The organism is Pseudomonas shiyinii (genome assembly GCF_056725765.1).
On the sequence record NZ_CM161522.1, the window covers coordinates 4,552,005 to 4,569,742 of the forward strand.

Here is a 17,738-nt window from a genome sequence, read left to right on the forward strand (position 1 = left end):
CCAGGTCGTTGATCAATCGGGGCGTCGGGAAAACGCAGCCCCCTGGAGCGGGCTTGTGCCGCGATAGGCTGCCCAGCTGCCCTGTTCGGTACCTCATTATATACTCGATAAAAATCGAACTTAGAAGCCGTAGGACAAAATATTTCGCCCATAAAAACGCCACCAAAGCCGATAACAATCGGCTCAGGTGGCTACTAATGCAGGTGTTAGAGGCCTTCGCCGAGAATCCGATCCACGCAATCGACGAAGTAGTCCACGCTGGCGCGCGTGGTGCACATGGGTGGCTTGATCTTGAGGATGTTCAGGTAATCACCGGTCGGCTGCATGAAGATGCCCAGGTCGCGCAGGCGGTTGCACAGGGCCATGGTTTCCTCGGTGGCCGGCTCCAGGGTCTGGCGGTCGCGCACCAGCTCCAGACCCAGGTAGAAACCGGAACCGTGGGCGGCACCGGCAAGCGGATGTTTATCGACGAGCGCCTGCAGGCGGGCCTTGAAATAGCGCCCGACTTCCCGGGTGTTTTCCCACAAGCCCTCCTCCTGCATCACATCCAGCACCGCCATGCCGATACGGCAACTGACCGGGCTACCGCCGGCCGAAGAGAAGAAGTAGCCCTCGGCCTCCAAGGCCTCGGCAATCTCACGGCGGGTGATCACCGCGCCCAGCGGCTGGCCATTGCCCATGCCCTTGGCCATGGTGATGATGTCCGGCACCACGCCTTGCTCTTCGAAGCCCCAGAAATACTCGCCCAGGCGGCCATAGCCGACCTGCACCTCGTCGGCGATGCACACGCCGCCGCGGGCGCGTACCTTGGCGTAGGCTTCGCGCAGGTAGCCTGCCGGCAAGGCAATGCCGCCGGCATTGCCATACACCGGCTCGCAGATGAAACCGGCCAGCTGGCGGCCACGAGCATCCAGGTCGGCAAGCTTGGCATCGACATCGCGCAGGTAGCCCGCTGCACAGTCCGGGCCACGGAAGCGCCCGCGGAAGGTGTTCGGCGCTTCCACCGGGTGTACCCAGTCCGGGCGGGTTTCCAAGGCCTGGGGGTTGTCGGCGATGGAGGTGGAGATGGCGTCGGTGGCCACCGACCAGCCATGGTAGGCCTCCAGCACGCTGAGCAGGTCGCGCCCACCGCTGTAGGCCCAGGCCAGGCGGATGGCCAGGTCGTTGGCCTCGGTGCCGCTGTTGACCAGGAACACCCGGTCGAAGCCCTCCGGTGCCAACTCGAGCAGGCGCTCGGAGAATTCGGCGATGGCCGCATAGTGGAAGCGTGAGTTGGTATTGACCAACGACCACTGGCGTGCCGACTCGGCGGCCATGCGCGGATGGCCATGGCCCAGCACGGCAACGTTGTTGAGCATGTCCAGGTAGGAGCGGCCCTGCATGTCGATCAGGTAGTTGCGCCAGCCACGCTCGATATGCGGCGGCTGGGCGTAGTAATGCTTCTGCGAACGGGCGAAGCTGGCATCGCGGCGCGCCAGCAAGGCCTGGGCATCGACCAGCGGCTCGGCGTCGCAATCGAACCCGAGCAGGGCGCGCGGCGACGGGCACAGGGCCAGCCAGGCGTCGGCCTGGGACGGCGTGGCGAAGAACGGCGGGCGCTGTTCGTCGCCCCGGCACAACTGGACATTGAGAAAGCCGCAGGTCAGTCCCAAGGGCTGCCCCTTGGCCAGCGCCTGGCCGTCTGCCGGCGCCTCTTCCAGCCCGCTCAGCCAAAGGCTCCAGGCTGCGGTGCGCAATCGTCCGCGACCGTCCCCGGTACGCTCCCAGGTGCCCGCCTCAGGGGCCTGCAGCGCGGTGCCGGCCGGTACGCTGAGCTCCACGCCCAAGGCGCAGGTGGCTGGCTCCTCGGGGCGGTCGATATGGGTCTGCGACAGCCGATACTGGCCGTGCAGGGTACAGGCCGGGCCTGCCTGGGCAGCCAGCAGCCGCTGGTCGAAGCCCGGCTGCTCCCAATTGCCCGCCTCGCAGTGCGGGCTGAGCACCCCGAGATCGACGCGTGTCACCGCCTGCCCCACCAGGGCCGGGATCAACGGCGCGCATCCAGCCAGCCCCAGAGGCGCCAGCGCACCGCCCGCGGCCTGGAGAATCGCAGCTTCCATCAGGGCGAGCGGCACGGCAGCGGCCGTATCGAAGATGGCCCATTCATGGGCGATGTTATCGCGGATGTATTGATTGCCCGGGTCGACCCGCAACTGCTGTTCGCTGCTGAGCACCAACACGGCGGCACGCATCAGCACCAGCGGCCACAGAGCGCGCAGTTCGGCCTCCTGCAGCGGGTTGACGGCGTGATAGGCACGAACGGCCGGCAGGATGCGCAGCGGGTCGCCTTCGGCATGGTGCAGCAGCGCCGCGCAGGTGACGGACAGGTCGGCGATGCGCCAGGTGCGCAGCAGGTCGCCGAAGTCGATGACGCCCTGCAACTGCCACTGGCGCGCCTCGTCACGCGCCCAGACGGTATTGTCATCGGTGATGTCCAGGTGCACGGCCTGGGTCGGCAGATCGACCACCAGCGGCTGCAGACAGTCGACGGCCAAGCCAGTGACGCGCTCGACGCGTTGGCGGCGCTCGTCGCCCAGCACCGGCAGCAAGTGTTCGATCAGCCCCTGGGCGTGGCGCGGGTCCCATTGCAGGGTGCGCTCGAGGCCAGGGTGATCGAAGCCGGCCAGGGCCTGGTCGACCCGGGCGCACAGCGCGCCCAGCTCGGCTACCAGCCTTGCCGGCATGTGCGCAAGACGGGTCAGCGGCTGGCCATCGATGTAGTCGAGCAGGCGCACCCGCAGTGGCTGACCGTCGACCTCCACGGCCAGCAGGTCCTGGCCAGCGCGCGCCCGGCGCACCTGTGGCACCGGCAGGCCCTGTTCGCCCAGGTAGGCCAGCGCCGCATGCTGCGCCTCGAGCTCCACCTGGGCATAGCTGCCGTGGCAGGCCTTGAGCACGAAGCGCCCCTGGTCGCAGTCCAACAACAGGTTCAAGTCCTGCTGGCTGCCCAACGGTTGCAAGCGCCCTGCCAGGTCGTAGTGCGCTCGCAGCAGGGCGTGGGCCTGGGCTTCGCTGAGCGAGGGGCTGGGCTGGCTGGAACGCTGGATCAGGGTGCTCAAGGGCATGGGAGGGAACCTCGGTTTTTTTGTCGCCTATATCGCCACTGCTCACGGCGATATACAAGAGGCCGATGACAAAAGCATGGCTATGCGGCGCTGGTGGACAGACGCAAGTAGCGCATAATTGCGCCAGATCCTTCTGGCGCCCGTATAGATGATTCCAACCCAAACGCCTCCACGACGCCCACGCTGGCGCAGCCTCGCCCTGCTGGCCCTGTGCCTGGCACCCCTGCTCTGGCCGCTGCATCACCTGGCCGAGCGCTACTACCAGGATGAGCTGGCCTCGCAGAATCGCCAGACCCTCGACCTCTATGTCGCCAACCTGCTGGGCACCCTGCACCGCTACGAGACCCTGCCGCGCATCCTCGGCGACCTGCCGGCCCTGCGCGGTGCGCTGCACGACCCGTTCAAGACCGAGGCGATCACCAACGCCAACCGCCTGCTCAAGGAAATCGCCAGGCAGACCGGCGCCGAGGTGATGTACCTGATGGATGTCAGCGGCAATACCCTGGCGGCGTCCAACTGGGACAAGCACGACAGCTTCGTGGGCCGCAACTTCGCCTTTCGCCCCTACTTCCTCGAAGCCATGGAGGGGCGCCTGGGGCGCTTCTTCGGCCAGGGCACCACGTCGGCCAAGCGCGGCTACTTCTTCGCTGCGGCGGTGCACGACCGGGACAAGGTCGTAGGCGTGTTGGTGGTCAAGGTCGACCTCGACCACACCGAGACCCTGTGGGGACGTACGCCCGAGCAACTGCTGCTGACCGACCAGAACGGCGTGGTGGTCCTGACCTCCCGCCCGGACTGGCGTTTCCGCGCCACCCGCGAGCTGACCCCGGCCGAGCGCGAGGCGATCGTCGCCATCCAGCCCTACCCGACCCAGGCGCCCCAGCCGCTGAACCTCAACCCTGCCGCCTGGCTGGTACAGACCCGCGACATCAAGGAGACCGGCTGGCAGGTCAGCATCCTTGCCCCGCGCATCCTGGTCGATCGCTCGGTGCAGACCGTCATGGCCATCGGCGCTGGCGCCTTGCTGGTGCTGATGCTGCTGGCCGGCCTGGTGATGCAGCGTCGGCGCCACTACATCGACCGCATCGACTTCGAGGCGCGCGGGCGCCAACAGCTTGAACAACGCGTCATGGAGCGCACCGCCGACCTCGAGGGCCTCAATACCCGGCTGAAGAAAGAAGTGCTCGAGCGCGAACAGGCCCAGCAGGAGCTGGTGCGCGCCCAGGATGAACTGGTCCAGGCGGGCAAGTTGTCGGTGCTCGGCACCATGTCGGCGAGCATCAGCCATGAACTCAACCAGCCCCTGGCGGCGATCCGCAGCTATGCCGAGAACGCCGAGATCCTCCTGGACCACCAGCGCACCGAGGACGTACGCGGCAACCTCAAGCTGATCGGCGAGCTGACCGGTCGCATGGCCTCGATCATCACCCACCTGCGTGCCTTTGCCCGCCGCGACCAGCACGCGCCGGAAAGCGTGGCCCTGCAGCCGGCGCTGGACGATGCCCTGGCGCTGCTGGCCAAGCGTCGCCGGGCCATGGCCGTGGAGCTGGTACGCGACCTGCCCGAGGCCACACTCTGGGTGCAGGCCGGCGAAACGCGCCTGCGCCAGGTACTTGGCAACCTGTTGGCCAACGCCCTCGACGCACTCACCGAAAAAGCCAACCCACGCAAGCTATGGCTCAGTGCCGAACGCCAGGATGACTGCGTCTACCTGTACATTCGCGACAATGGCCCCGGTTTCAGCCGCCAGGCCCTGGAGCATGCCAAGGAGCCCTTCTTCACCACCAAGACCCGCACCCAGGGCCTGGGGTTGGGGCTGGCCATCTGCGAAAGCCTGATGCATGCCCTGGGCGGCGAGCTGCTGCTGGGTAACCACCCGGAAGGCGGCGCCCTGCTGACCCTGCGACTGCGCGTGGCCAAGCCCGGCGCCAACCTGCAATCTTCGGAGGACCCCTCGGCATGACGACCGAGACACAGATCGACAGCCGCACCCAGGTCATCCTGGTGGACGACGATCCGCACCTGCGCCAGGCCCTGGGCCAGACCCTGGACCTGGCCGGGCTCAAGGTCGCGGCCCTGGCCGATGCCCAGGGGCTGGCCGAGCGTATCGAGCCGGACTGGCCTGGCGTGGTGGTCAGCGACATCCGCATGCCCGGCATCGATGGCCTGCAACTATTGGAACAACTGCACGGGCGCGACAGCGAGCTGCCGGTGCTGCTGATCACCGGCCACGGCGACGTGCCGCTGGCCGTGCAGGCCATGCGCGCCGGTGCCTATGACTTTCTGGAAAAACCCTTCGCCAGCGATGCCCTGCTCGACAGCGTGCGCCGCGCCTTGGCCCTGCGCCGCCTGGTGCTGGACAACCGCAGCCTGCGCCTGGCCCTGAGCGACCGCCAGGAGCTGTCCGCGCGCCTGGTCGGCCAGTCGCCGGCCATGCAGCGCCTGCGCGAGCAGATCGGTGCCCTGGCTGCGACCCGCGCCGACGTGCTGATCCTTGGCGAAACCGGTGCCGGCAAAGAAGTCGTGGCCCGCGCCCTGCACGACCTGTCGAGCCGTCGCGACGGCCCGTTCGTGGCGATCAATGCCGGCGCGCTCGCCGAGTCGGTGGTCGAAAGCGAACTGTTCGGCCATGAGCCGGGCGCCTTCACCGGGGCGCAGAAGCGCCGTATCGGCAAGTTCGAATTCGCCAACGGGGGCACGCTGTTCCTCGACGAAATCGAAAGCATGAGCCTGGATGTGCAGGTCAAGCTGCTGCGCCTTCTGCAGGAGCGCGTGGTGGAGCGCCTGGGCGGCAACCAGCTGATCCCGCTGGATATCCGCATCATCGCCGCCACCAAGGAGGACCTGCGCCAGGCCGCCGACCAGGGGCGCTTCCGCGCCGACCTGTACTACCGCCTGAACGTGGCGCCCCTGCGCATCCCGCCCCTGCGCGAGCGCGGCGACGATATCCTGGTGCTGTTCCAGCATTTCGCCGATGCCGCCAGCCAGCGCCATGGCCTGCCGGCCAACAGCCTGCAACCCGCCCATCGCGCCCTGCTGCTGCGCCACGACTGGCCAGGCAATGTGCGCGAGCTGCAGAACGCCGCCGAACGCTTCGCCCTGGGCCTGGAGCTGGCCCTCGATGGCCAGGCGCCTGCTGCCCCCGCCACCGCCGAGCCTGTACGAACCGGCAACCTCAGCGAACAGGTCGAGCATTTCGAGCGCTCGCTGATCGCTGCCGAACTGGCTCAGCCACACAGCTCCATGCGCAGCCTGGCCGAGGCCCTCGGCATTCCGCGCAAGACCCTGCACGACAAGCTGCGCAAGCACGGCCTGAGCTTCGCCGACAGCGCCAGCGGGCAAGACGACCCGGAGGACAACCGCCCATGACCAGCGACAGCCAGTACCTGCAGTCCGTACTGCATAACGACATTCCCCTGACCCGCGAGATGGGCATGGCCGTCATCGACTGGCACGACCAGCGCCTGCGCCTGCAGTTGCCGCTGGCGCCCAACGTCAACCACAAGAGCACCATGTTCGGCGGCAGCCTGTATTGCGCCGCGGTGCTGGTGGGCTGGGGCTGGTTGCACCTGCGCCTGCGCGAGCTGGGTATCGACGATGGGCATATCGTCATCCAGGAAGGCCAGATCAGCTATCCGCTACCGGTCACCGGGGCGGCTATCGCCAGTTGCCCGGCGCCGGACAAGAAGACCTGGGAGCGCTTCCTGGCGATGTACCAGCGCCGAGGGCGGGCGCGGCTGACCCTCGAGACGGTGGTGTGCAATGCTGGCAGTGACGCGCCTGCCGTGAAATTCAGCGGGCAGTACGTGTTGCATCGCTGACATATAGGGCCGCTTCGCGCCCCATCGCCGGCAAGCCGGCTCCCACCTGCCCTGCGCTGCTTTAAGAGACCCCGCCCTACCGGTGAGAACTGGCTTGCCACCGATAGGGCCGGGGCTAGCATTCAAGGCAGTTGCCCCCACCGGGACCGGGTGTACGGCATATTCTTGTGGGAGCCGGCTTGCCGGCGATGGGGCTGCACCGCCGCCCCGCCCAACCTCAACCGATCGCAGCAGCCAACTGCAACAGTGCCGCACGCCACGGCGCCGCAGCCGGCAAGGCGAGGAAGAACGGGTTGAGCAACGATTCACGCGCCGGATAGCGGAACGGCTGGCCATCAAGGCCTATCACCTCGCCCCCAGCGCCTTCGAGCACGCCCTGGGCGGCAGCAGTGTCCCATTGCGACGTCGGCGCCAGCCGTGGATAGCAATCGGCTGCCCCTTCGGCCAGCAGGCAGAACTTCAGCGAGCTGCCCACGTTGGCCAGCTCCAGCTCCCCGACCGCACTGCCCAACCCACCCAGCAACGCCTCCTGCTGCGGGCTGGAATGCCGTTTGCTGGCCACAACGGTGAAACGCCCTTCCTGTGGCGGTTGCCGGCGCACCTGAATCGGCTCGGCCTCGGCGCCCGCTTGCGCGCGCCATGCACCCAACTGGCGGCCGCCGAAATAACAGCAGCCGTTGGTCGGCATCGACACCACGCCGAACACCACCTCGCCGCGCTCGATCAAGGCGATGTTGACCGTGAACTCCTCGCTGCCAGCGATGAACTCCTTGGTGCCGTCCAGGGGGTCGACCAACCACCAGCGTGTCCAGGCCCGGCGTTCGCCCAGGGCGATGTCGCAGTCTTCTTCGGACAGCACCGGGATGTGCGGCGCCAAGGCCTGCAAGCCCTCGGCGATCACCCGGTGGGCAGCGAGGTCGGCCGCGGTCACCGGCGAATCGTCCGCCTTGTTGGTCACCGCCACGTTGGCACGCCAGAACGGCAGGATCGACTCGCCAGCCAGGCGGGCCAGCTTTACCACTTCGAGCATCAGCTGCTGGTCGTTCATGCGCTCAACTGCCCCCGCTGGATCAACAGGTCACGAGCCAGATACAGCGCCGCCAAGGCCCGGCCTTCGGAGAACTGCGGGTGCATGGCCAAGGCCGACAGCTCGCGCAGGTTGACCTTGTCCACGCGCATCGGCTCCGGCTCGTCACCTTCGAGGCGTTCTTCATAAAGGTCGGTGGCCAGCACCACCTGGATCTTCTGGCTCATGTAGCCAGGCGAGAGCGACAGCTCGGTCAGGTGCTCCAGCTGGTGCGCGCCGAAACCTGCCTCCTCCTTGAGCTCACGGTTGGCGGCCGCCAGCACGTCCTCCCCCGGCTCGATCAGGCCCTTGGGCAACGACAATTCATATTCGTCGGTGCCACCACAGTACTCTTCCACCAGGACCGCATGCTCGGCGTCGAGCATCGCCACCACCATCACCGCACCATAGCCGTTGCCGCGGCCGACCAGGCGCTCGTAGGTCCGCTCGGTGCCGTTGGAAAAGCGCAACTGCACGGCTTCGACGCGGAACAGGCGGCTGCTGGCGACGATTTCGCGAGCGAGTACGGTGGGTTTCTGGCGCATGGGGCGGCTCCTTGGCGTGAACGGGTTACTATACCGTGGCTTGCCGACCGATCGAGAGTTTCCCATGCCTGTTCTTCCCTGGTCCGCCATCGATACCGTCCTGCTGGACATGGATGGCACCCTGCTCGACCTGCACTACGACAACCAGTTCTGGCTGGAACACCTGCCCCAGCGCTATGCCGAGCTGCACGGCATCAGCCGGGCCATGGCGGAGCTGGAGCTGCAGCCATTGTTCGAGCGCAACGCCGGTACCCTGAACTGGTACTGCCTGGACTTCTGGAGCCGCGAGCTGAAGCTGCCGATCCGCGAGCTCAAGCAGGAAATCGCCGACCTGATCGCCCTGCGCCCGGATGCCGACACCTTCCTCGAGGCGCTACGCAAGGCCGACAAACGGGTGATATTGATCACCAACGCCCATCGCGACTCGCTGTCGCTGAAGCTGGAGCGGGTGGAGCTGGCGCCGTACTTCGAGCGGCTGATCAGCTCCCATGACTACGGTTACCCGAAGGAAAGCGCGCAGTTCTGGGATGCGCTGCAGGCGGATATCGGCTTCGAGCCCGCGCGCAGCCTGTTCATCGACGATACCCTGGCGATTCTGCGCAGTGCACGGCACTTTGGTGTGCAGCACCTGCTGGCGGTGCGTGAACCCGACAGCAAGGCGGGACCACGCGATACCCAGGAGTTCGCGGCGGTGGAGGATTACCGGGCGTTGCTGGCGGGACTGTGACAAGGCATTCGCGGGTAAACCCGCTCCCATAGGGGTCACCGTCGCATCAACTGCCTTGCAACGGGCACGAGCGAATGCTGCCCCTGTGGAAGCGGGCTTGTCCCGCGCTAGGGCCGGTACAGGTTACGGCATAGGGTCAGTCAGGAATACGCAGCACCTGCCCCGGGTAGATCTTGTCCGGGTGCTTGAGCATCGGTTTGTTGGCCTCGAAGATCTTGTTGTACTGGTTGGCATCGCCGTACGCGGCCTTGGCAATGGCACTGAGGGTGTCGCCCTTTTTCACCGTGACGAAGCGCGCTGCCTGGGCCACCGGCCCGGTGACGGTGATCTGGTCATCCACCGTGGCGACGCCGTCGATGTTGCCCGCAGCCAGGATGATCTTCTCCTTCTCCTCCTGGCTGGCAACCTCGCCCTTGAGAATGATCTTATCGCCCTCGACCGTGGCGGAAATGTTCGGGTTGCCCAGGCCAACGCTTTCTACATGCTTCTTGAGTTGCTCCTCGGCATTGGCGTTACCGGGTGTCAGCAGGTCGATCAGCTTTTCGCCGGCTTCCTTCACGAAACTGAACAGGCTCATGTCACACTCCTTGATGGTGAATTCCAGGAAGCAGGAGTCTAGGACAGCTTTGCCCACTCTGCCGCCCGGAAGCCGATCAATCCGCTCTATCACGGCATAGAACCTGGCAACTGGACGCCACTGCCCCAGGGGCATAGGCTTGTGCCGTAACAAAGCCGCCGGTGATCCGCCCTGATGAACAGCAAACCCCCGGTCTGCGCGGCATCCATGCCTGCTGCTCTGCCGGCCGCCAGCAATACCTACGACTACGTGCAGCTCACCGATGGTGCAGCAGACTCGACCCCGCTCGCCGAGGAAGTCGCCCTGGCCATCGCCTACAACGGCCTGAACCAGGCGGTGATGCTGGTCAGCCCCACCGACCTGGAAGACTTCGCGGTCGGCTTCAGTGTCGGCAGCGGCATTGTCGAAAGCACCGATGAAATCTATGACGTGAAGCTGTCCGGCAGCGGCTCGGCCTTGTATGCGGACCTGGAGATCTCCAGCCGTGCGTTCTGGAACCTGAAGCACCAGCGCCGCCAGTTGGCCGGCACCAGCGGTTGCGGCCTGTGTGGCGTCGAAGCCCTGGAGCAGGCGTTGCCGGAGCTGGCCGAACTGCCCGGTGCACCGCTGCCGCCAGCTCAATGGCTGGCCGGCCTGCGCCAACGCATCGATGCCTACCAGCCTTTGGGACAGCATTGCGGCGCGGTGCATGCCGCCCTGTTCATGGACCGACAAGGCCAACTGCTCATGGGCCGCGAAGATATCGGTCGGCACAATGCCCTGGACAAGCTGATCGGCGCCCTACTGCGCCAGCGCATCGACACCGACGGCGGCCTGGCCATCGTCACCAGCCGCTGCAGCCTGGAACTGATCCAGAAAGTGTTGCGTGCCGGCATCCAGACCCTGGTCAGCCTCTCGGCCCCTACCGGCTTGGCGCTGCAATGGGCGCGCAAACACAACCTCAACCTGATCCACCTGCCCAAGCACAGCCCGCCGCGCGTGTTCAGCCCGGTCATGGAGGCTGGCAAACAGCCATGAAAAAAGCCCTGTCCGGGGTGGGCAGGGCTTGGTTTCAAATAGCTCAGACACGCGAAAATGAAGAAAGTTCCATATAGAAAACAATAAGTTAGAGAATTGTGTACAACTCGTGCTACTCGTCGGATTTCAATTGCCAGACGCCTCGCCGAGCCTCACATTCGCCTCGTCATCCCTATGAGGCTCTCTTGAATGAAGAAGTACTCCTCGATTCTGTTGTTGTCCTTTAGCCTGCTCAGCGGCGTTGCCATGGCAGGCGGCAATACCGAGGCCGGCATTGGCGGCGCATTGGGTGGGGTACTCGGCTCCGTAGTGGGCAACTCCATCGGTGGTAGCACCGGCGGCGCCATTGGTGCCGGCTTGGGCGGTGCGGCCGGCGGTGCCCTGGGTGCCGACAAGCGCCAGCGCGGTGAAGCCGCCATCGGTGGCGCTCTGGGCGCTGCCGGCGGTAACGTGGTCGGTCGTTCGATGGGGGGCACCACTGGTAGCCACATTGGTGCAGCCGCAGGCGGTGGCGTCGGTGGTGCGCTGGGTAACTACCTGGGCAACAAGGCCGACGAAGACGATTGGGACGATCGTCGCCGTTATCGTCGCGACTATGATGGCCGTCGCCACTGGGACCGTGGCCACCACTACGGCCATCGCAAGCACAAGCGCCACTGGCGTTATGACGACTGATCGCTGAATAGCTTAGTCCACAAGAAGGCCCTGCCCTGACCGGCAGGGCCTTTTCGTTTGCGGTGGATCGATGATCAGCCGTTGAGCTGCAGGCCCACCAGGGTCATGCGCAATGTATCGGCCAAGGCCACCGGCTGGCCCGACGCACGCTCCACGAACACCTGCACCAAGGTACCTGCCGCCAGGGCCTGCGCCTCGCCGGGGCGAAACAGCGCCAGGCGGTATTCCACGGTACTGCCCGCCAGGCGCGCCACGCCCAGGCCCACTTCCAGCACATCAGGAAACCCTGGCAGGGCATAGAACTGCGCCGCCGAACTGATCACCACCCCAGCCAGCTCGCCGTCACGCAGGTCCAGCTCGGCCTGTTCCACAAGGAACGCCTGCAGCGCCGTCTCGAAGTAGCCATGCACCGTGGCGCCAGCGATGTGGCCATTGAGGTCGTTATCCTGCGGGCGGGTGAGGATGGGATGGAAATGGTTGAAATGGCTGCGCTGAGGGGATTCGGTCATAGGTTACCCAGGCTTGGTTACCCAAAGTGAAGATAGCATCGTGCAGGGCCAAGGAGCGGCGGCCCGGCCTAACGTCAGCGACCTTACCATTGCACTCGTATCGGATACAAAAAAGCCGCCCCAAAGGGCGGCTTCTTGATCCGTGCCGGCTACAGCTTACAGCTGCGGGCCTGCGGCCTTGATGGCCTCGGAGACATCGAACTTCTGGAAGTTCTCGATGAACAGCTTGGCCAGGCCCTTGGCGGCTTCGTCGTAGGCAGCCGGGTCAGCCCAGGTGTTGCGCGGGTTGAGCAGGACGGTTTCGACGCCCGGCACGGCCTTCGGCACATCCAGGTTGATGATGTCCAGGTGCTCGGTCTCGGCACCGACCAAGGCACCGCTCTGGATCGCGGCGATCACGGCACGGGTGGTCGGGATGCTGAAGCGCTTGCCAACGCCGTAGCCACCACCGGTCCAACCGGTGTTGACCAGGTAGACCTTGGAGCCGAAGCCCTTGATGCGCTTGATCAGCAGTTCGGCATATTCGCCGGCCGGGCGCGGGAAGAACGGGGCGCCGAAGCAGGTGGAGAAGGTCGACTTGATGCCGCCGCCCGAGCCCATTTCGGTGGAGCCGACCAGCGCGGTGTAGCCGGACAGGAAGTGGTAGGCCGCCTGCTCGTTGTTCAGGATCGACACAGGAGGCAGTACGCCGGTCAGGTCGCAGGTCAGGAAGATGACCGCATTCGGCTCGCCGCCCAGGTTCTTCTCGGAACGCTTCTCGACGTGCTCCAGCGGGTAGGCGGCGCGGCTGTTCTGGGTCAGGCTGCCGTCGGCGTAGTCGGCGTGCTTGGCGTCGTCGAGCACGACGTTCTCCAGCACCGCGCCATGCTTGATGGCTTTCCAGATGACCGGCTCGTTCTTCTCGGACAGGTCGATGCACTTGGCGTAGCAGCCGCCTTCGATGTTGAAGACAACACCTTCGCCCCAACCGTGCTCGTCGTCACCGATCAGGTAGCGGCTTTCGTCGGCCGACAGGGTGGTCTTGCCGGTGCCGGACAGGCCGAAGAACAGGGTCACGTCGCCCGCTTCGCCGATGTTGGCCGCGCAGTGCATCGGCAGCACGTCGGCAGCTGGCAGCAGGAAGTTCTGCACGGAGAACATGGCTTTCTTCATTTCACCGGCATAACGCATGCCGGCGATCAGCACTTTCTTCTGGGCGAAGTTGATGATGACGCAGCCGTCGGAGTTGGTACCGTCGCGCTCGGGGACACATTCGAAGTTGGCGACGTTCAGCACCTGCCACTCTTCACGGCCAGCCGGGTTGTACTGGGCGGGGTTGATGAACAGGCAACGGCCGAACAGGTTCTGCCAGGCAGTCTGGGTGGTCATCTTGACCGCCAGGTAGTGCTCGGCGGCAGCGCCTACGTGAACGTGGGAAACGAAGTGTTCCTGGGCGTTGTTGAACGCCTCGACGCGGGCCCACAGGGCATCGAACTTGTCAGCCGGGAACTTGCGGTTGATCGGCCCCCAGGCGATGGCGGAGGAAGTGCTGGGCTCGTCGACGATGAAACGGTCTGCCGGCGAACGACCGGTACGATGACCGGTTTTCACGACCAGTGCGCCAGTATCGGCCAGCTCGCCTTCACCGCGGGACAGCGCTTCTTTTACCAGTTCATCGACGGTCAGGTCGGTGTACACGGTGTTGTTGGCTTGCGTCATGAGATACCCCATCCGGCCCGAGGCCGAGTGCTCCAAACGTTTTGTAGTCGTCTGTTTTAAACTACTACAGCGAAAAAAGTGGCCGGATTATGCCAGAAAAGCCCAAAAAAAGTAGGCCCCTCCTGTCAGAACTGCGCTTTTGCGCAATTCGACAGGAGATTTTCCTGTAGTTAAACGTTTCAGTGCTGAGTATCTGACGGAAGCTCGGTACCGCCACCGGCAAACAATTGCGCCACATCGCTCGTATCGAAGAAATAGCGTTCGTTGCAGAACTGGCAATCGATCTCGACCTTGCCGCCGCACTCCTCGACCAGCGCCTTGGCATCCTGCTCGCCGAGGCTGACCAGGGCGTTGCCGGAGCGCTCGCGCGAGCAGCTGCAGCGGAAGCGCAGCGGCTGGATGTCGAACAGGCGCACGGCATCTTCGTGGTAGAGGCGATGCAGCAGCGTTTCGTTGTCCAGCGGCCACTCTTCAGGCTTCAACGTGCTGGCCAGGGCTACCACATGCTGCCAGCTTTCCTCACGCTCTTCGTCGTCAGGCTGGCGGTCGCGGGGCAGTTGCTGCAGTAGCAGGCCACGCGCCTTGCCGCCCTCGGCGTTGAGCCAGAAGCGGGTATTGAGCTGCTGCGACTGCACGAAGTAGTTGGTGAAGCATTCGGACAGGTTGGTGCCATCGAGGTCGACGGTACCTTGGTAGCGTTGGCCCTTGACCGGGTCGATGGTCAGGGTCAGGTGGCCGTCGGGCATCAGCTGGGCCAGGGTCGCGCCATCGGGAATCTGATCTTCTTCGTAGCGTGCCATGCCGCGGATATCACGTTCGCCCGAGCATTCCACCATCAAAAGGGGGATAGGGCCGGCCGAACGCGCCTGGAGAATCAGCAGGCCATCGAACTTCAGTGCACCTACCAGCAAGGCGGTGGCGGCCATCAGCTCGCCGAGCAGCGAGGCGACCGGTTGCGGGTAGGGATGACGGGCCAGGACGTCGGCATAGCTCTGGTCGAGCGCCACCCACTCGCCGCGGATATCGCGGTCGTCGAAGATGAAACGCTGGGTGAAATCGGTATCGGGCAAATCGCTCATAGGTTCTGGCTATCTGAAAATGATGACAAAATGATTACAAGGGTTTACGAGGCCCTGTTGGAGAGCATTCACAAGATGCTCGAACCCGCTGGTAATAGAGGTATTTTATGGACAATCGACCACTGTTCCAAGCAAGGTGGTCCTGGGGACCTTTGCTGGCCTGCACCTTGGTGTCTGTTGCATTACTGTGTTTCTGGTTATGGCCCTTTGGCCAGATCTTGTGCCTGACTTTCGACGAATGGCTGTTCCACAGCCTCAATGCACCGCTGGCCGACAACACGGTCTGGCGCTATATCTGGACCGTCGGCAGCCTGCGCCCATTCGATATCGTCGTTGGCCTCATCCTGCTGGCCCTGTTGATCCGCGGCAATTGGGTGTTCAAAGCGGGTCAGGTACGCGAAGCCTTCCTGGGCTTTCTCGTCACGCTGATTCTCTTAGTGGTGATTCGTGCGCTGTTTTCCAAGTGGGTGACGATCATGGGCTGGCAACATAACAGCCCGTCGATGGTCTTCGACAACGTCGTGCACCTGAGCGACTACTACCCGAACCTGGAAGCGAAATGGGAACTCAAGGACCGCTCCAGCCAGAGTTTTCCGGGTGACCACGCCTCGGTGCTGCTGATCTGGGCGCTGTTCATGAACCTGTTCAGCCGCGGCTTGGTGCAGCGCCTGGCAATTTGGGGGTTGGCGCTGCTGTTCATGCTGCCGCGCCTGGTGGCAGGCGCCCATTGGGGGCAGGACGACTACATCGGCGGGCTGCTGATGGCGCTGCTGGCGTTGGCTTGGAGCTGCTATACACCGCTGGTGGCCAAGGCCAGCGCAGCGCTGCTGCGCTGGACCGCGCCGTTGTTCGGGGTGTTGGCGCGGTTGCCGCTGGTTGGGCGGATGAGCGTCATACGCAGTGCCTGATCGACCTGGGGCTGCTTCGCAGCCCAATCGCGGGACAAGCCCGCTCCTACAGGGGCACCACGCTGACAATCTGTGGGGCTTGCCCCGCGATTGGGCCTTTCAGTCGTAACTGCCCTGCAGTTGATGAATCTGCCGCCGCTGCTTCTTGGTCGGGCGCCCATCGGTGGTGACGCCCATGGCCCCGGCCTTGCGCATCTCGGCGGCCTGCTCGCGCTTGCGCACGCTCTCCTGGGTTTCCTCGTACAGCGCCTGCGCCTGCGGCGCGCCACGGCGCACATCGGAAAGCGCCTTGACCACCACGGTGCGCTCGTCGAAGCCTGTTCGTAGCACGAACTCATCGCCGACCCGCGGCTCCTTGCCCGGCTTGCAGCGCTCGCCCCGGCAGTGCACCTTGCCACTTTCGATCGCTGCCTTGGCCAAGGCGCGGGTCTTGTAGAACCGCGCCGCCCACAGCCATTTGTCCAGGCGGACCTTGTCGTCTTCTTCTGGCTTGTGTGCCATTGCGCCACCTCGAATTCTGTCTTTAACGGAACTGTACTACCGTAACTTGCGGATGCAAAAAGTCCGCGCCGCGCTTACAGTTCACCACCTCATCCGCAGGGTGTGTTTCGTGAAGACATTTGACCATCTGACTGTGATCGGCCTGCGCGAGTGGGTCGCCCTGCCCGACCTCGGCTTGGCCGGCCTGCGCGCCAAGATCGATACCGGCGCCAGCACCTCCAGCCTGCATGCCACCGACGTGGAGCCGTTCGAGCGCGACGGCCAGCCCTGGGTACGTTTCACCGCCCACCTGGGCTCGGTAGTGCAGCTGCGCCATCGCCGCTGCGAGGCGCCGTTGGTCACGATGAAAACCATCAAGAGCTCCAACGGCCAGGCCCAGGTCCGCTATGTGATCCGCACACCGCTGGCGTTGGGCGACCGGGTCTGGGAGGTGGAGTTCACCCTGGCCTGTCGCAAGAACATGCGCTACCGGTTGCTGCTGGGTTCCAAGGCGCTGATCCACGGCCAGCTGGTGGTCAACCCAGGCGTGAAGTACGTCCAGGACAAACCGGCCTTCCCGGCCACCCTTTCCCCTGTTACAGGTGCTGCATGAAGATCGCTGTGCTATCGCGCAACCCGCGTCTGTATTCCACCCGCCGCCTGGTCGAAGCCGGTACCCAGCGCGGTCATGAAATGGTGGTGATCGATACCTTGCGTGCGTACATGAACATCGCCAGCCACAAGCCACAGATCCACTACCGTGGCAAACCGCTGGAAGGCTTCGATGCGGTGATCCCGCGCATCGGCGCCTCGGTCACCTTCTACGGCTGCGCGGTGCTGCGCCAGTTCGAGATGATGGGGGTCTACCCGCTCAACGAGTCGGTGGCCATCGCCCGCTCGCGAGACAAGCTGCGCTCGCTGCAGTTGCTGTCGCGACGTGGCGTCGGCCTGCCGATCACAGGCTTCGCCCATTCGCCGGACGACATTCCCGACCTGATCCAGATGGTCAACGGCGCACCGCTGGTGATCAAGGTGCTCGAAGGCACCCAAGGCATCGGCGTGGTGTTGTGCGAAACCACCAAGGCCGCCGAGTCGGTGATCGAGGCCTTCATGGGCCTGAAGCAGAACATCATGGTCCAGGAATACATCAAGGAAGCGGGCGGTGCCGATATCCGCTGCTTCGTCGTCGGCGACAAGGTCATCGCCTCGATGAAGCGCCAGGCCAAGCCTGGCGAGTTCCGCTCCAACCTGCACCGCGGTGGTGTCGCCAGCCTGATCAAGATCACGCCGGAGGAGCGCATGACCGCCATTCGCGCGGCCAAGGTGATGGGCCTGAGCGTGGCCGGCGTGGATATCCTGCGCTCCAATCATGGGCCGCTGGTGATGGAGGTGAACTCATCGCCTGGGCTGGAAGGCATCGAAGTCACCACCGGCAAGGATGTGGCCGGGATGATCATCGGGCATCTGGAGAAGAACGGCGGGCCCAACCAGACCCGGACCAAGGGAAAAGGGTAAAGCCCAATCGCCGGCGA

General features: G+C 64.7%; 17 protein-coding genes. 9 read left to right on the forward strand and 8 right to left on the reverse strand.

The genetic code is table 11. The annotated features are described in order from the left end of the window. Positions 1 to 206: 206 nt before the first annotated feature. The gene (locus tag ACXHGZ_RS20570) at positions 207 to 3,104 is read right to left on the reverse strand and encodes an aminotransferase (protein ID WP_480461273.1); all 2,898 of its coding nucleotides are present in this window, start codon (positions 3,102 to 3,104) and stop codon (positions 207 to 209) included. A gap of 148 nt (positions 3,105 to 3,252) precedes the next feature. Here ACXHGZ_RS20570 and ACXHGZ_RS20575 point away from each other — a divergent pair, with 148 nt between their 5' ends. From ACXHGZ_RS20575 to ACXHGZ_RS20585, 3 genes are read left to right on the forward strand one after another with little or no spacing between them, the layout of a single operon-like run. Further along, positions 3,253 to 5,067 (forward strand): sensor histidine kinase, encoded by a 1,815-nt coding sequence (locus ACXHGZ_RS20575; protein ID WP_480461275.1) that lies wholly within the window; start codon positions 3,253 to 3,255, stop codon positions 5,065 to 5,067. After that, complete coding sequence (locus ACXHGZ_RS20580) at positions 5,064 to 6,473, forward strand: sigma-54-dependent transcriptional regulator (protein ID WP_480461277.1); 1,410 nt, start codon at positions 5,064 to 5,066, stop codon at positions 6,471 to 6,473. The genes ACXHGZ_RS20575 and ACXHGZ_RS20580 overlap by 4 nt, the downstream gene beginning before the upstream one ends. Next, entirely contained in the window at positions 6,470 to 6,925 is a 456-nt protein-coding gene (locus ACXHGZ_RS20585; RefSeq protein ID WP_480461279.1) for a thioesterase domain-containing protein, read from the forward strand. The genes ACXHGZ_RS20580 and ACXHGZ_RS20585 overlap by 4 nt, the downstream gene beginning before the upstream one ends. Before the next feature lie 217 nt (positions 6,926 to 7,142). Here ACXHGZ_RS20585 and cysQ read toward each other — a convergent pair whose 3' ends face one another. Together cysQ and nudE are read right to left on the reverse strand one after the other, a co-directional pair. Further along, positions 7,143 to 7,973 carry a 3'(2'),5'-bisphosphate nucleotidase CysQ gene (gene cysQ / locus ACXHGZ_RS20590; RefSeq protein WP_480461280.1) on the reverse strand — a complete coding sequence of 277 codons (831 nt, stop codon included), beginning with the start codon at positions 7,971 to 7,973 and terminating at the stop codon, positions 7,143 to 7,145. Beyond that, positions 7,970 to 8,536 carry an ADP compounds hydrolase NudE gene (gene nudE, locus ACXHGZ_RS20595; protein WP_084853701.1) on the reverse strand — a complete coding sequence of 189 codons (567 nt, stop codon included), beginning with the start codon at positions 8,534 to 8,536 and terminating at the stop codon, positions 7,970 to 7,972. The genes cysQ and nudE overlap by 4 nt, the downstream gene beginning before the upstream one ends. Before the next feature lie 64 nt (positions 8,537 to 8,600). On the opposite strand from nudE, the gene yrfG reads away from it, so the two are divergent. Beyond that, positions 8,601 to 9,263, forward strand: coding sequence for a GMP/IMP nucleotidase (yrfG, locus tag ACXHGZ_RS20600; protein ID WP_480461282.1), 663 nt, complete (start codon positions 8,601 to 8,603; stop codon positions 9,261 to 9,263). Positions 9,264 to 9,399: 136 nt separating this feature from the next. Here yrfG and lysM read toward each other — a convergent pair whose 3' ends face one another. After that, positions 9,400 to 9,840 carry a peptidoglycan-binding protein LysM gene (gene lysM, locus ACXHGZ_RS20605; RefSeq protein ID WP_480461284.1) on the reverse strand — a complete coding sequence of 147 codons (441 nt, stop codon included), beginning with the start codon at positions 9,838 to 9,840 and terminating at the stop codon, positions 9,400 to 9,402. Between the two features lie 174 nt (positions 9,841 to 10,014). Here lysM and fdhD point away from each other — a divergent pair, with 174 nt between their 5' ends. Continuing rightward, positions 10,015 to 10,857 carry a formate dehydrogenase accessory sulfurtransferase FdhD gene (gene fdhD / locus ACXHGZ_RS20610; protein ID WP_480461285.1) on the forward strand — a complete coding sequence of 281 codons (843 nt, stop codon included), beginning with the start codon at positions 10,015 to 10,017 and terminating at the stop codon, positions 10,855 to 10,857. A 189-nt stretch (positions 10,858 to 11,046) separates the two neighbouring features. After that, entirely contained in the window at positions 11,047 to 11,532 is a 486-nt protein-coding gene (locus ACXHGZ_RS20615; RefSeq protein ID WP_368828779.1) for a YMGG-like glycine zipper-containing protein, read from the forward strand. Between the two features lie 74 nt (positions 11,533 to 11,606). Here the strand turns inward: ACXHGZ_RS20615 and ACXHGZ_RS20620 are convergent, their stop codons facing one another. From ACXHGZ_RS20620 to hslO, 3 genes are all read right to left on the reverse strand, one after another. Beyond that, complete coding sequence (locus ACXHGZ_RS20620) at positions 11,607 to 12,041, reverse strand: acyl-CoA thioesterase (protein WP_368828778.1); 435 nt, start codon at positions 12,039 to 12,041, stop codon at positions 11,607 to 11,609. 156 nt (positions 12,042 to 12,197) lie between these two features. Beyond that, on the reverse strand, positions 12,198 to 13,739 hold the full coding sequence (locus tag ACXHGZ_RS20625; protein ID WP_084853691.1) for a phosphoenolpyruvate carboxykinase: 1,542 nt from the start codon (positions 13,737 to 13,739) through the stop codon (positions 12,198 to 12,200). A 179-nt stretch (positions 13,740 to 13,918) separates the two neighbouring features. After that, positions 13,919 to 14,818, reverse strand: coding sequence for an Hsp33 family molecular chaperone HslO (gene hslO, locus ACXHGZ_RS20630; RefSeq protein WP_368828777.1), 900 nt, complete (start codon positions 14,816 to 14,818; stop codon positions 13,919 to 13,921). A 107-nt stretch (positions 14,819 to 14,925) separates the two neighbouring features. On the opposite strand from hslO, the gene ACXHGZ_RS20635 reads away from it, so the two are divergent. After that, positions 14,926 to 15,726: a phosphatase PAP2 family protein gene (locus ACXHGZ_RS20635; protein ID WP_480461288.1), complete on the forward strand. Its 801-nt coding sequence runs from the start codon at positions 14,926 to 14,928 to the stop codon at positions 15,724 to 15,726. A 99-nt stretch (positions 15,727 to 15,825) separates the two neighbouring features. Here the strand turns inward: ACXHGZ_RS20635 and ACXHGZ_RS20640 are convergent, their stop codons facing one another. Then, positions 15,826 to 16,227, reverse strand: a complete 402-nt coding sequence (locus ACXHGZ_RS20640; RefSeq protein WP_084853686.1) for an RNA-binding S4 domain-containing protein — start codon at positions 16,225 to 16,227, stop codon at positions 15,826 to 15,828. 109 nt (positions 16,228 to 16,336) lie between these two features. Here ACXHGZ_RS20640 and rimB point away from each other — a divergent pair, with 109 nt between their 5' ends. Beyond that, entirely contained in the window at positions 16,337 to 16,819 is a 483-nt protein-coding gene (gene rimB, locus ACXHGZ_RS20645; protein WP_084853684.1) for a retropepsin-like aspartic endopeptidase RimB, read from the forward strand. Next, on the forward strand, positions 16,816 to 17,721 hold the full coding sequence (gene rimK, locus ACXHGZ_RS20650) for a 30S ribosomal protein S6--L-glutamate ligase (protein WP_084853683.1): 906 nt from the start codon (positions 16,816 to 16,818) through the stop codon (positions 17,719 to 17,721). Before rimB ends, rimK begins: the two co-directional genes overlap by 4 nt. Positions 17,722 to 17,738 lie beyond the last annotated feature (17 nt).

Excerpts from the sequence above, each read along its gene's own strand:
- ACXHGZ_RS20640 (WP_084853686.1), bottom strand. The coding sequence starts at position 16,227 with ATGGCACACAAGCCAGAAGAAGACGACAAGGTCCGCCTGGACAAATGG.
- ACXHGZ_RS20615 (WP_368828779.1), top strand. The coding sequence starts at position 11,047 with ATGAAGAAGTACTCCTCGATTCTGTTGTTGTCCTTTAGCCTGCTCAGC.
- ACXHGZ_RS20575 (WP_480461275.1), top strand. The coding sequence starts at position 3,253 with ATGATTCCAACCCAAACGCCTCCACGACGCCCACGCTGGCGCAGCCTC.
- lysM (WP_480461284.1), bottom strand. The coding sequence starts at position 9,840 with ATGAGCCTGTTCAGTTTCGTGAAGGAAGCCGGCGAAAAGCTGATCGAC.
- ACXHGZ_RS20635 (WP_480461288.1), top strand. The coding sequence starts at position 14,926 with ATGGACAATCGACCACTGTTCCAAGCAAGGTGGTCCTGGGGACCTTTG.
- nudE (WP_084853701.1), bottom strand. The coding sequence starts at position 8,536 with ATGCGCCAGAAACCCACCGTACTCGCTCGCGAAATCGTCGCCAGCAGC.
- yrfG (WP_480461282.1), top strand. The coding sequence starts at position 8,601 with ATGCCTGTTCTTCCCTGGTCCGCCATCGATACCGTCCTGCTGGACATG.
- ACXHGZ_RS20580 (WP_480461277.1), top strand. The coding sequence starts at position 5,064 with ATGACGACCGAGACACAGATCGACAGCCGCACCCAGGTCATCCTGGTG.
- ACXHGZ_RS20625 (WP_084853691.1), bottom strand. The coding sequence starts at position 13,739 with ATGACGCAAGCCAACAACACCGTGTACACCGACCTGACCGTCGATGAA.
- ACXHGZ_RS20585 (WP_480461279.1), top strand. The coding sequence starts at position 6,470 with ATGACCAGCGACAGCCAGTACCTGCAGTCCGTACTGCATAACGACATT.
- rimK (WP_084853683.1), top strand. The coding sequence starts at position 16,816 with ATGAAGATCGCTGTGCTATCGCGCAACCCGCGTCTGTATTCCACCCGC.
- ACXHGZ_RS20570 (WP_480461273.1), bottom strand. The coding sequence starts at position 3,104 with ATGCCCTTGAGCACCCTGATCCAGCGTTCCAGCCAGCCCAGCCCCTCG.
- cysQ (WP_480461280.1), bottom strand. The coding sequence starts at position 7,973 with ATGAACGACCAGCAGCTGATGCTCGAAGTGGTAAAGCTGGCCCGCCTG.
- ACXHGZ_RS20620 (WP_368828778.1), bottom strand. The coding sequence starts at position 12,041 with ATGACCGAATCCCCTCAGCGCAGCCATTTCAACCATTTCCATCCCATC.
- fdhD (WP_480461285.1), top strand. The coding sequence starts at position 10,015 with ATGAACAGCAAACCCCCGGTCTGCGCGGCATCCATGCCTGCTGCTCTG.
- hslO (WP_368828777.1), bottom strand. The coding sequence starts at position 14,818 with ATGAGCGATTTGCCCGATACCGATTTCACCCAGCGTTTCATCTTCGAC.